10 protein-coding genes are annotated in these 13618 nt (G+C 48.8%); 1 reads left to right on the forward strand and 9 read right to left on the reverse strand.

Annotation, left to right across the window (positions count from 1 at the left end; genetic code table 11):
- Positions 1-15: 15 nt before the first annotated feature.
- From metG to DW205_RS12760, 9 genes are all read right to left on the reverse strand, one after another.
- On the reverse strand, positions 16-2055 hold the full coding sequence (metG, locus tag DW205_RS12720) for a methionine--tRNA ligase (RefSeq protein ID WP_005864084.1): 2040 nt from the start codon (positions 2053-2055) through the stop codon (positions 16-18).
- Between the two features lie 388 nt (positions 2056-2443).
- Entirely contained in the window at positions 2444-3235 is a 792-nt protein-coding gene (locus DW205_RS12725; protein ID WP_008778792.1) for a DUF4493 domain-containing protein, read from the reverse strand.
- Positions 3228-4985 carry a DUF4493 domain-containing protein gene (locus tag DW205_RS12730; RefSeq protein ID WP_172514242.1) on the reverse strand — a complete coding sequence of 586 codons (1758 nt, stop codon included), beginning with the start codon at positions 4983-4985 and terminating at the stop codon, positions 3228-3230. Before DW205_RS12730 ends, DW205_RS12725 begins: the two co-directional genes overlap by 8 nt.
- Positions 4986-5012: 27 nt before the next feature.
- Positions 5013-6677 (reverse strand): PCMD domain-containing protein, encoded by a 1665-nt coding sequence (locus DW205_RS12735; protein WP_005864077.1) that lies wholly within the window; start codon positions 6675-6677, stop codon positions 5013-5015.
- Positions 6678-6695: 18 nt separating this feature from the next.
- The gene (locus DW205_RS12740) at positions 6696-7451 is read right to left on the reverse strand and encodes a hypothetical protein (protein WP_005864076.1); all 756 of its coding nucleotides are present in this window, start codon (positions 7449-7451) and stop codon (positions 6696-6698) included.
- A gap of 14 nt (positions 7452-7465) precedes the next feature.
- Positions 7466-8305 carry a DUF6261 family protein gene (locus DW205_RS12745; protein WP_005864074.1) on the reverse strand — a complete coding sequence of 280 codons (840 nt, stop codon included), beginning with the start codon at positions 8303-8305 and terminating at the stop codon, positions 7466-7468.
- A gap of 244 nt (positions 8306-8549) precedes the next feature.
- Positions 8550-10295 (reverse strand): DUF4493 domain-containing protein, encoded by a 1746-nt coding sequence (locus tag DW205_RS12750; RefSeq protein ID WP_005864072.1) that lies wholly within the window; start codon positions 10293-10295, stop codon positions 8550-8552.
- A 16-nt stretch (positions 10296-10311) separates the two neighbouring features.
- Positions 10312-11616 carry a DUF4493 domain-containing protein gene (locus DW205_RS12755; RefSeq protein ID WP_227713691.1) on the reverse strand — a complete coding sequence of 435 codons (1305 nt, stop codon included), beginning with the start codon at positions 11614-11616 and terminating at the stop codon, positions 10312-10314.
- A 60-nt stretch (positions 11617-11676) separates the two neighbouring features.
- A complete protein-coding gene (locus tag DW205_RS12760) occupies positions 11677-12501 on the reverse strand; it encodes a DUF4493 domain-containing protein (RefSeq protein ID WP_005864068.1) in 825 nt (274 codons plus the stop codon).
- 263 nt (positions 12502-12764) lie between these two features.
- Between DW205_RS12760 and DW205_RS12770 the strand changes: the two genes are divergently transcribed.
- Positions 12765-13613, forward strand: coding sequence for an AraC family transcriptional regulator (locus DW205_RS12770; protein WP_005864065.1), 849 nt, complete (start codon positions 12765-12767; stop codon positions 13611-13613).
- The last annotated feature ends 5 nt before the right edge of the window (positions 13614-13618 follow it).

The following is a 13618-nucleotide window of genomic DNA, read 5'->3' on the forward strand; positions in this document are numbered from 1 at the left end:
ATTGCGTTTATCTTATTATTTCACCTCGCTACCCGGTTTCACCTCTTTCTCCGGGGTGATAACGGCCAGCTTTCCATCGAAATTCTCGGCGGAGAGAATCATGCCCTCGGAAACAATACCTTTCAGCTTACGGGGAGCTAAGTTAGCGATAAAGCAAACTTGCTTGCCTACCAATTCCTCGGGTTTATAATGCTGGGCGATGCCCGATACGATCGTGCGTTTCTCCAGGCCATCGTCTATACGGAACTGAAGCAGCTTATCCGCTTTCGGAACCTTCACGCATTCCAGCACCGTACCCACACGGATATCCAGTTTCATGAAATCATCGAACTCAATATTCTCACGGATCGGTTTCGCCTTATAATTCGCTTCCTCATTCGCTTTCTTCGTATCCAATAATTTCTGCACTTGGGCCTCGATCACGCTATCCTCTATCTTCTCGAACAACAACTCTGCCTTGCCCAATTGATGACCGGCCTCCAATAGATCCGTAGCACCTAGGCGATTCCATCCCAACGGCTCTACATTCAGCATCTTATTCAGTTTCTCCATGCTAAACGGCAAGAACGGCTCAAAAGCGATCGCCAGATTAGCCGTAATCTGCAAAGCGATGTTCATGATCGTAGCGACACGAGGCATATCCGTCTTTGCCAACTTCCAAGGCTCCATATCAGCGAGATACTTATTTCCGATACGGGCTAGGTTCATCGCCTCTTTCTGAGCGTCACGGAAGTGGTAGGTATCCAACAGACGTTCCACGTTCTCTTTCACATCCGCGAAATCCTTCAAGGTCTGACGATCGTAATCCGTCAACTCGCCAGCCGCCGGCACCTTACCCTCGAAATACTTATCCGTAAGGACTAACGCACGATTCACGAAGTTCCCTAAGATAGCGACCAACTCGTTATTATTACGAGCCTGAAAATCTTTCCATGTGAAATCATTATCCTTTGTCTCTGGCGCATTGGCCGTCAAGACATAGCGCAACACGTCTTGCTTGCCCGGCATATCCACCAGATACTCGTTCAACCAAACCGCCCAGTTGCGGGAAGTAGAGATCTTGTCGCCCTCCAAGTTCAAGAACTCGTTAGCGGGGACATTCTCCGGCAAGTTATAAGAACCTTCCGCTTTCAGCATGGAAGGGAACACGATACAATGGAACACGATATTATCTTTACCGATGAAATGGACCATTTTAGTCTCCGGATCCTTCCACCAAGTCTCCCAGCTATCCGGCAGCAACTCCTTCGTATTAGAGATATAACCGATCGGAGCGTCGAACCATACATACAGCACCTTTCCTTCCGCCCCTTCTACGGGAACAGGGATACCCCAATCCAAATCGCGACTCACCGCACGGGGTTGCAGACCCATATCCAGCCAACTCTTACACTGCCCGTAGACGTTCGGCTTCCATTCCTTATGATCCTCCAAGATCCATTTACGCAAGAATGGCTCCCACTTATCCAAAGGCAGATACCAATGCTTCGTCTCACGCATCACCGGCTTGCTGCCACTGATAGCGGATTTCGGATCTTTCAAATCCGTCGGGCTAAGGGAAGTACCGCAAGCCTCGCACTGGTCGCCATATGCCTTCTCGTTTCCACAATGCGGACAAGTACCCGTGATATAACGGTCGGCCAAGAATTGCTTCGCCTCCTCATCGTAGTATTGCTCGCTTGTTTTCTCGATGAATTCGCCTTTATCATACAATGTACGGAAAAAATCCGAGGCCATCTGATGATGCGTAGCGGAAGTAGTACGTGAATAGATATCAAACGTGATGCCGAACTCCTCGAACGATTTCTTGATAATACCGTGGTAACGATCCACCACATCCTGCGGTGTGATCCCCTCTTTCTTCGCTCTCAACGTAATGGGTACCCCATGCTCGTCCGAACCACCAATCATCAACACTTCCTCTCCCTTCAAACGAAGGTAACGGGCATAAATATCAGCAGGCACATACACCCCGGCCAAGTGTCCGATATGCACCGGTCCGTTCGCATACGGCAACGCCGTAGTAATCAGCGTTCTCTTAAAATGTTTTTCCATACCTTGTGTTCTCTTTTTGAGGGGCAAAGGTACGGAATAATTTGGTTAGACGAAAAAGAATAATTTCCTTTGTGAGTGAGTTTCCTCTTAATGAGGCTAGGAACTTTACCTCTAATAATAAATATATGGGAAGAAGACATAAAAACAAGGTATAAAAAAAGAGCTTACCGCTATTGGACATAAGGCGGAAGCTCTTGACATCATCGAAAAAGGTAATTTCTTCGACAAAAAGAAGATTATTATAATAAAGATCGAAGATAAGATTTACACGGCGGCTATTACGACTTCCGAGAAAGGGACTTTAATCTCATTTATTTAAATTTAAATTGAGAATATACATTTAAGCATTGAAAGATTGCACCCATCCTTCAATGCCCAAACATTCCGATTATTCATAAGGATTGATAATCTCCGTGGCAGTCTTTTCATCGACTAGCGTACCATCCACCATAATTCCGATCGAGATTTTTGACTTGGATTCATCATCCAGTTTCACCGTAAGATGATAGCTATGCGAAGGCTCCAAAGTCAAAACGTTCGAATAGGTATGAGGTTCCTTCTCGCCGGGCAAGGTGAGATTGATGGTATATTGCAAGGCCCTCCCCACCGCACCTACGTTGAAATAGGCGGTCTTGTAGCTATAGTTGTTCTTGTTGAAGGTAAAGCTACGGCTAGACACATCGACGGCGTACAGGGTGATAGCGTAATCCGAGAGGTTTTTCTTGATAAAATCGCTGAACTCGACATTTACCGAGGAGTTTGCCAAGACACATTTCAGCGTTACTTCCGTTGGCTCCACGGGTTTGACAGTAAACGAGGTATCTTTTGCCAGACGAGCCTGCCCCCAACCGCTATTGGTACGCTCTGCCTCACTCTCCGTGCAACTCTCTGCCGTAAGGAGATAGCCGGATCCCGCACTGCAAGTGATCGGCGAGCCGGCGATATCACCATATTTACGAGAAGAGAAGACCATCGTCTCGCCACGGGAAAGGCTCACGTTGAAATCCTTCACATCAAAGCCGGACAAAGCACGGGTAACAACTTCAACTTTCGAAGTATCGACTACAGATAGCCAGATCTCACCCAGCTCTTCTGTGAGTACCGGTTCCTCCTCGCTCGTGCAAGCGGAGAACGAGAAAAAGCATAGGACAGATAATAGGTATAGGATTCGCTTATTCATAATCATAATTCAATGTTACATTATCTATTTTGAGAACGCTGCCGACTACACGATCTTGATTGTAAGGACTAGTGGAGTATCCTCCTTCAACTTGCCGCATATTACCAATATCTGTATTTGTGCCAGATTGGAAAAAGATTCCAATATAAGCAGCCTTTGTAGTTGACTGTGTATAGGTAAAATTTAACGTTTCTTTCTTATAAACATCTTGAGTCATAGAATTAAATTCCTGAGTAGTCGCTATTTCCACATTATTGCTATCATATATTTTCGCATAAGCGATACACTGATCAGTAGAAGGTAGAGGAGCATATTTGTAATCAAAAGAAATACTCTTTGGACGTGCGGTATGCGCAATTCCTAACGAATAGGAATCACTATTTTTATCAAATGTCCCCGTAAATAAATACCCAACATACGCCGTTCCATTATCACGAGTATAAGAATAAACACTTGCTCGCTTCCAGCTACCACTTACATTACTATTATAAAAAGCCAATGTTGAAATCTCTGCCGCTTTTTCGCCATCTTTTTTATCTGTTGTAGACCAAGTTCCCGAACACCAGCGCCATCTTACACCATAACCTGATCCTTTATTCGAACCGAAAACACCTCCTGAGTTAGCATTCTCAGCCCCATTCGTTGTCTTTTCATTACGGGTATTCCAGTTTGTACAATAATCGCAATACATATCCGCATCCCAAGTTCCATTACCACTATGCAATTTCGTGCTACTCCACGCTTCCATATCCCCATTCGCTATCACTTGTGCGCTCTCCGTCGTCACCGTTTGAGTATTGCTGCTTAATACGCCTCCGAAGCGGGAGCGGATCGTATAGTTTTTGGATGGCTCCAAACCTTTGATTACATAGCGGCCATCAGAGGTCTTGTCCGAGGGGATCCAAGTCTCTCCATTATCGGCAGAAGCCTCGTACACAACATTGGCGATCACCTTATCGGCCATGTCAGCCTTATGAGCAGTCATGTTATCGGCTGTCATAGGCGTGATGTAGATGAACTTGCTCCATACATCGCCATCGCTTTGCGCGGGAAGGGTGAAGGCTGGAAGATCCGGATCGCATTGAACGATATAGCGTGTACGTCTCACTAAATCACTATAACTCCATGTATGCGTAACCGTCTCGCCTAATTTATTCTGGCCGGCAAGGATCAAGTTATAGGTCTTACCCTTACCCCCTGAGACGAAGAAGTCCTCACCGTTTGTCAATGTCTGTGAAGGCGTAACTCCCGAGCCGCCAGTCTCAGAGACAGTCAAGGTATAGAAATTATATTGTTCCACCAATTGATCCGCCATCTGAGGACGAATAACAGCACTCGCCAAAAAAGCCGTAAGGGAAACCGATTTCACCTCGCCCTCCACGATCGTTACCTTATCACTCTCGCCATAGAAATAAGGGACAGCGGACATGCCCGCCTCCCCGCCATAAGCCGCTTTTACCCGGTACTCGCCCACAGGCAGGAAACAGCCCGCCTCCACGCCCGGCGGCAGGGTCTTCACGGTCTCACCCGTAGCGGCACAGACGATCGTTATCGTAAAATCTGAGACGGTGGGAATCACGCCTTCCGCCAGCGAAGCCTTCGTCTGTACGTCGCTGACAGCAGATTCCACCTCGATCCCCGTGAGGAGCAAACGTCCCTCCCCCTTGCCACCATTACGGTCGATAACCTCATCGGCGCAACCCGCCACCATCCAGCAAAGGGTGGCCAAGGTCATTATCTGTCGTATCATCTTTCTCATATCCTATATCAATGCTTTTTATTCATAAACCAATTCCATCTCGTCTATCCAAAGGGTACTGCCTTCCCCCCCGATGAAGTAATCACCGTACTTGCTAGCCGCCGCCACGATGACGATATATTTGGGCGTACGATTCGTCGCACGATATTCCAAGGGTATCTCAACCTGCTTATAGCTCGTGGTAGACTGTCCGCTGATGAACTCGCCATAGGCGATGATATTACGGTCGTTCTTGTCGAAGACCTGCCGGACAGAGGGCTTGGTACGGATCTCGTAAGGTTCCGGCTTATCCGAGAGGGCGATATATATCTGGCAAGAGTCCGGACGGCCCCGAAGGTTTTCCAGACTGCCCACATCCTGCCCGATACGATTGATCGTGGTAGAGGTATATTTATATTGGAACTTGAGGGAGGTAGGGAATGAGGTGAACGGACGGCCCAATTGCAGCACGCCATTCGTGCCGTCCAACGCGAAATCGCCCGTGAAGATATTCCCGGCCCCCAGCTTGATCACGGCGTCCTTGGATTCCAGCAAGGCAGCTTTCCCTGACACGCTCTCGGTCGTAGGCGTCGTCAGATTACCGATGAAAGCCGCCGCACCCGGGTTGCCGGTTCCCCAGAAGGAGGTTCCACCCGAAGGCCACGGATTCCATTGCTTGCCGTCTTGCGACCAATCCTCGAAACCGCCATTTGTCAAAGCGATCTCACCGGCAGTGGTAAACGAGCCGCTGCCCGTTTGCGCATTGTCTACGCTGATGCGATAATCATAGGCTGTACCGCCCCGCAGCCCGCCGATCGTAGCGCTGAAAGAGGCACCCGAGGTCTTCACGTCTGCCGCCGTGCTCCACGCGGAAGCCGTCTGTTCCTTATATTCCACCACCGGGGTCTTGCCGCTTTGCACAGAGCCGGTAAGCGTGGCTTTCGTCACCATGGGGAAGACGCTCGACGAGGTAGAGGCACCGCCCTCGCTTTGCTCTATCACCACTTTCCATTCCTGCCATACCTCCTCGCCGGCACGAGCCGCATAAAAAGTCTGCGGATAGGTAAAGTCGCGCACGGTAGTAGGATCGGGCGTGACACGTCCATAGGCCCCACCAAGGTTAAGCGTACGAATTTTGATGTTGGAAAGATCCTGATCCGCACTCACGTAGATCACGGCGACACGGCTGACAGGATCTACCAAATGATCCACCATGCCGTCTACGTCTACCGTACGATCCACGATCTGGCGTACGGTAAGTGTCCATGGATTATCTTGGTAGGTACGGACGTTCAGCTCAAGCGGCGTGGAGAGGTCGAGCCGCGTATTGGCCGACAACGAGAGGCTATCAAGCGAGGCAAAATCATGAAAAGGGAATTTCTCCTTATCGTCGCATCGTGCGGAGTCCAGCTCGATCGTCGCGTCGCGCGGATCGAGGATGAGGCGCGTCAGTCTCAGCCGTGACACATCCACGGAGTCGTTCACATAGAGTGTCACGGTGCGAGCCGAGCGATCTATATCCACGCCGGAGGCTACCGTCCCGTCTTCCGAGGCACGCAGGCCCTCAGTCACGATCTCACTGATCGTTCCCTCCACCAGTGGGTAAGGAATATCGTTATCAATAGCGCACGAGGCCAGTCCCAACAAAGTTACCAGACCGGCCGCACGTAAATTCTCTTTAAACATCAATCGTTGAATCTTCATTAAATTATATTTTCTCCATTAAAGATAGAAGGTCATGCCTATGTTGATCGAGAAGAGGTTGATCTTGAAATTGCCGGAGGAGACACGCTGATGCCCCTCCTCTATCTGGTTCGTCTTTTGGTCGATCCACTTGAAATCGAAACCCATCACGCCAACCGATACCTCTACGGCCGACCAGTCGGTGATAAAAGCCGTCATCCCGGGAGCGATACCGATCTGCAGGTTCTGCGCCGTTTGGTAGGAGCCGTCGTAGGTGGCACCCGTACCGGTGGAATTCTTGCCCGTACCGTATCCATAGGTGAGGCGCGCCTCGTTGAACAGGCCGAATATCTTGCTGCGTCCGATAGGCATATAGGTGCGCAAGAAACCGGATACCTCGTACTTATGCTCCAGATAATAGAGGTTGTCGAGGCTGATGTTGAAATCCTCGCCGAGATTCAACTCGAAGTTCTTCAAGTCGAGGTAGTCGCGGTGATAGGCGAAACGCATGCCCGCGGAGATGTTGTTGCGGAAGAAGTAACCCACGTAGGGACTGACACCGAAGTTGTAGCCTTTTCCCTCCACGTTCTTCAAGACGAGGAAGTTCAGATTCCCCTCATCGTGCTCGGAGTAGGAAACAGTTCCTCCCGCCATCCACGTACCTTTCGGGATGAAGACGGTCTCTTGCACTTCTCGGTCGATACGATTCATGGCTCTCTTGCCACGTTGGGCCCAAGTCTCCCCTACGCAAAGGGCGCAGAGGAGGGCCAGACAGATTAGTTTATTTATTCTCATTTTTCCTATTCTAGTCATATTTCATCGGGAGATTCGGAATCCCCTCCCCCACCGGGCTCCGGCGTGCCGGGTTCGGCGGGTCCAGAGGGCGTGCCCTTGGAACGTTGCTTGTAGGCGGTTCGTACCTGGGCGAAAAGATGAGTCGCGTCACGAACAAATACGCGCGCCTCTTCCGAGGGTTGCAACAGGCTGGAGGCATTGGCCAGTGCGCACATATCGTCCAGCAGGTCTTGCGCCTCGGAGGACAGCTCCTTGGAGGTCACATTCTCTGTGCGTACCGATCTCGATTTGTCGCGTAGGGCGGCCAGCTCGGCATAGCGATCGTTGAGCCGTCGTAGCTCGGCGATGTAAGGTGCCAGTTGCAGAGTGACTACCGAGTCGGCGAACTCGGGCTTCGCTAGGTCGATAAGCAGGCCATTGATCACCTCCGTCTCCTGCGCTGTGGGCAGGTTGGCGAAGTCGCGGTAACCGCGCAAGGCGGGTTCCATCCGTTGGGCGGCGGTACGCTCGGCGGCAAGGGGCAGCTTGGCGTAATCGAGCACGCGGCGGACTATGTAGTTACCCGCCGTATCCCGATCGGCCTCCACTTGCTGCATTTCCGGGGTCTCCTCCGAGGAGGAGGCTTGCATCGTCAGTTCGGTCAGCTCATCGATAATGCCGTTCATACGCGTCACCTGTCCGGCGGAAATGTTTAGCACGGGCACTCCGCTATCGGCTAGCAACGAGATCTCGTCCGGCGATTCGGAATCGGAGCCGCTCGGCATCAGTTTCATGTAGCGTTTCAACAGACTTAGCTTCTCGGCCTTGTTCAAGTTACCTAACGACATCGGAGGAATCAATGTGAATGTACCCATAATTCGATTTTTTTTGAAGGTTATTATTCGTTTGTACCCGTTCGAAGGGTCGAAAAGCCCATTCCGGTTTCCAAAAATGGATTTTGAGGAGTCGAGAGCCGTTTTCCCGCTTCAGGAGGTGGATCTCGAGACCTCGAAATGTATTTTCTTGTCCCGGGAAAGCATCTCGAGCCCCCGAAAGGCATTTACCGGTCTTAGGAAATGGATTTCGAGGGGTCGAAACGGGTTTCGCGAATATAGGGAATTATTCCCAGATAGTAGGCGTTCCGTCATAAATGAGGGAAAGATCGTCTACATATAGGGTGCTTCCCGCGCCTCCGGTCATGTAATCGCCGTATTTACTGGATGAGCAAACCACGATGATATGGGTGGGCTGATCCGTCAGGTTCTTATATTTCAACGGGATGTTGAACTCCACGTAGCCATCGCCCTCCGTAGCCGCCCCGGAAGGGAGCTCGCCGTAGGCGATGATGTTTTCATCATTCTTAAAATCGATGAAAGTACTTTGATTGCCATTATCAATCGTATAGGTCTTTTTCGCCAAAGCGATATAAATAGCGCACTGGTCGAGTGTCTGATCTTTTACAATAGTTACGCCTGCTGGAACATTCTTTACTAGATTTATCACATTAGGCGTATATTTATAAAAACCTTTCAGCGCAATAGGCCGAGCGGTAAAGGATTGACCAAAATTGACGGTCGCAGTCTGAGTCCATATATTTGTTGAACCAAATGATCCCGTGTACAAACTGGCTGCGGCAAATATTCCCCCCATCAAATCCACCTTACCAGACTCCAGTTTAGCAGCCTTACCTCCTTGCGTATGAACAAAATCCGTGACGGCTTGTGTCGGGGTCAAACCACCCATCTTCGCGCCCTCGTTACTTGTATCCCAAAATTTGGAATCCGTGGCAGCATTAGGTGAGCTACCATCCCAGCCATCCAGGGATCCATTTTGTAAAGCAATCTCCGCCGCCGTAGTAAATTCTCCCGTAGCGACACTAATCTCTCCGTCTGTCAACCGATATTCGTAAGCCGTGGTGGAAGTCAATCCCGTCAAGGTAGCCGAGGCGGAAGAGGCCACCGTATTAACCGTGGTCGCCACATCCATCCAAGTATCCGTATTCTTTGGACGATACTGGAACTTCAAGGATGAAAGCTCACCGGAATCAAGCGTTATGTCAGTAGCCGTCAGATAAGCGAGCTGGCTCCACGGGTTCGCGGACAAGGTAGCGCCGCTCTTTGCGTTCGGATCGATCGTGAAGTCGTATGTGTACTGGTTCATCGTAGGATCTATCGTTACGGTTACATTTCCTGTGCCGGTAGCCTGATTCTTAAAGTTCAAGATATAATGATCTTTCGCACTGACCTCCGAGATTTTTTGCTCCTTGGAGTTCGTTTTTCCGGCAGCGGTAGTGACCGTATAGGCCACCGTTAAGTCGGAAACCGGGAAATAGGCCACACTCGTACCTTTCGGGGCGAAATCCACCGGAGTGATCGAAGCGGTAGCGCTCTTCACCTGCACCTTGATAGAACCGTTGCCCAGTTTGTCCAAGAAAGCCTGCTCGAAAGCCACCGTCACCTTCACGTTCGCCAAGGAGCAAACCAAATTGGCTGTCGCTGTCTTGCCTTTCTCGATCGTCACCGTCGTCTTGCCCGTGTAATAGGCACGATCCGCTCCGGCATTGCCGTCCCATCCGTTGGAAACGGCCTCGATGGTATATTCTCCCTGTTTCAAGGAAATCTCTTTGCCGGACAACTCCGTATGGTCGTTCGTCTCATACTTGGTCACACCGGCGGCGTTCTTTATCACCACACGCATCTGCTTGGAATTGTACGTAGCGTCAGCCTTCGTGTTCACCTCCGCGCTTTGCTCCAAGGTCACACGCAAGTAGCCTTCGCTTCCCTGTGTGCTCAATTCATCACCTTGACAAGAATAGAAGAAAATACCGGTTAAAAGCAATAATATAAATTGATATGTTTGTCTCATACTTCTATTCCTCCTTTTACTTTACTATGATAGATAAAACGGTCTCGTCATTAACATTTCCATCATTATCTTCTAGACGGATCTTAAAGACATGGCCATTAGCAGAAGTTGTCGTTTGATAAATACTTACCGCTTGAAAGAATTCGCCTAAGGGGAATTGGTAAGAAGTAGCGCCAGCAGCAGGAGCTTTCAGATTAGGAGCGATCATCTTTATTAATGTCATTACCGGACTGCTATCAGTCGCACCGACAAACTCTACTCCCTTGCTAAAATCACAACCTTTCTCTATTAATTGTGGATCACTGATTACCGAGTCAAAGCCTGAATTACCTGCTTCTATAACCACTTTCATACTTTTCAGTCCGCTCTCACTCGTAATAGTGGCTATTGCCTCCGCTTTTTTATCCGTATCATCCGGTAGCGTATAAGTAGTTAGAGGTATTGAAACTTTTATAGCGGAAGGATCACTCGGATCCACCGGACCCTCCGGCTCATCGCCGCCATCGTCCACCACCGGCACATCTACGGAATCCGTCAGCCCATTCCACGTCACCTCAGCAGAGATCTCGATACCCTGCAAACCATTCGGATTTTCCGGATCATAAGTGCCCGGCTTCATCGTGATGGCCAACGCGTCGCCACCCAGCCAGTCGGAGCTCTCGGCCGAGGCGGGCTTCGTGATCACACGGCTCTCGCGTATATCCTTATTATCCTTATTCTTTCCCACGAAAGAGACTGTTATCTCCTTTACGCCCTCATCTAGCATCCAATAGAAAGCGGAGGGTTGCGCAAAAGCCTCCGTTCCAGAGTAGGTAAGCACCTTGCTCCGCGTACCGGCCTTCACCGTGATCGACCAGCTAGTAAAGGAAGTCTGCATTTCCGTGGAATAAACAAGCTGTATCTTCGTATTTTCCATCTTACAAGTAACGGTGACATCGGTAGCCTCACCTTTCTTCACGGCGAAAGAGGTGCTTCCACCATAGTAAGGATCTGTCTCTGTCGGACCGCCCGGCTTATGGGCATACATCGTGTAGCTGTCTACCGGAAGTTCCACGGAGGCATTCGTAGGATCGTAAGTAAGGGTTTTGTAAACGCCCGTGCTGTTACTGATCTCCACGATATATCCCGTGGCGCTCACCGATGGGATAGACTCTGGAGTTCCGGGGTTAGCATCGGCCTTGGTCTGCACGTCGTTGTTCTTCGCGTCTACAGCTACCCCAAGATTCAGCAAGCCCATCTCGGAGGAGCCATCCTCTTTCCCGAGGATCTCGTTCTTCATCTCGCAGGAAGCCAGCCCCATTACTAGAAGGCAACCTGCCATTATCGTATATTTTATATTCATCATTAAATTCGTTCTACTGGTTTTACATCCTAATAACTATTAGAGCCAATCGGAAGGGATCTCGATATCGATAGGCTTATCGTTCGTGGAATCATCGAAAGTAATCGTGATGCCTACCTTGCCGGTGGTATCCTCTACTTTCGGGTTGACAGTGATTGTCCACATGCTGCCCCACTTCATCTCGCGGGTCAAGGTATTGACCTCGGCCTTCGTTCCATCTGCCTTCTTGGTAAACTGGAAAGTCGCCGTCACGTTCTCCCCGGCCTCGGCCAGCTTCACGTAAAGAGGATCCGTATCTCCCTTCGGCCAGATGATCGGACCGTTCTCACCTGCCGCTTGGGTAGAGAAATGAACGGCGTAATCAGAGAAATAAGTAGCCATCGTATCGCCAAATTTCACGACCAGCTTTCCGCAGGCCGGCTTACAAGCCACATTTACAGCCGCTACCTTATCGCTATTCACGTCGAATCGGCTAGAGCCATACATATAGATACCGTTACGGGTGGAGGCATTCACGTTAAACTCTTCCCCATCAGAAGCTACTACCGTGTAAGAGCCGTTGCTCAACTCGATCAAACCTGTGGGCCTTTCCGAGTATTTCCACTCACAGCCCGATACCACATGGCCTTGCGCATCCAAGATTTTCACCTTGTAATCCGCAAGGGGACGATCCGTCAGGTATGTACTCTCATCGACAGCTTTTGTCTTCGTATCAAAGACCGTCTCGGCGGCAAGGTCTAGTATTACCGCACCTTTTCCGCCCATAGCCTGCGAGCCTCCCTCCTCGGAGGAGCAAGCGCTCAACATTAGGCCTCCCGCCAAGGCACAGACCATTTTTACTAATAAAGTCCTCAATTTTCTCATGCAAAAATTTATTGATTTCTGTTTTTTTAATTTACCTAATAAAAAGTGTACAAAAGAACGACTTCGTTAGGAATCTCACAAGGTCAATTTTTATTATTACCTATTCTTTTTTTTAGATTCCATTTTATACAACAACAAGAACAGAGCGTCTTACGATTATCCTCTGTCCTGTTTTTATTCTTCATTATTCTATTTATTAGATTGAGTCCAAATAAAAATATCCTCAAAAAAACGTATATTTGCCATCAAAATTACGTAAGAATATGGAAAATGACATCCCTAAAATAGACCTGCCACAAGATTGGGTAATAGGAAAACTCTCGGAGAAAGACATTGGACTGCTGAATTTATACGCTAATTATCCTTGTCGACTAAAGGCGGGAATATTCGTGCTATGCCTAAGGGGAGAAGTGGAAGCATCTATAAATCTGACGCAATTTAAAGTAGAGGCCGGGAGTTTTATTACGATTCTGCCGGGTACGATTTTCCAGATTCATAGAATGGATAGAGATCTGCAAATTTATTTCATGGGATTCTCGTCTGATTTCATCAATCAAGCGAATATCAATAAATCGGTCATGGATATGCACTATGCCATAAAAGATAGTCCTGTTTTCAAACTAAAAGAAGAAGCCCAATCATTATTGAGAGATTATTTCGAATTGTTGATCAAGACATATCAGTTTTGTGTCTCGCAATTAAACAGGAGTCTCATCAACCACCTGTTTTCCGGAATATTAATGGGAGTCAGCATCATGTATAAAGATAAGACAACAGACACGTCCAATCTCTCTAAAGCCGAAATTATCAGCAAGAACTTCACTCAATTAGTCATGCAAAACTATACCATGCAACGATCCGTTGCATGGTATGCCAAGCGGCTTGGCATCACACAAGCGCATCTAAGCAGCATTATCAAACAAACTACCGGAAAAACTTGCATAGAGATCATAACCTCCATGGTAATCATGGACGCTAAAGCTCAACTGAAATCAACGAACCTTTCCATCCACGACATAGCCTATACGCTAAATTTCACGAATATGTCTTTTTTTGGAAAGTATTTCAAGCGGTATGTGGGCATGAGCCCACAGGAGTATAGAAATAGTTAGTCGAT

Source organism: Parabacteroides sp. AM17-47, assembly GCF_003434625.1.
GTDB classification, from domain to species: Bacteria; Bacteroidota; Bacteroidia; order Bacteroidales; family Tannerellaceae; genus Parabacteroides; species Parabacteroides distasonis.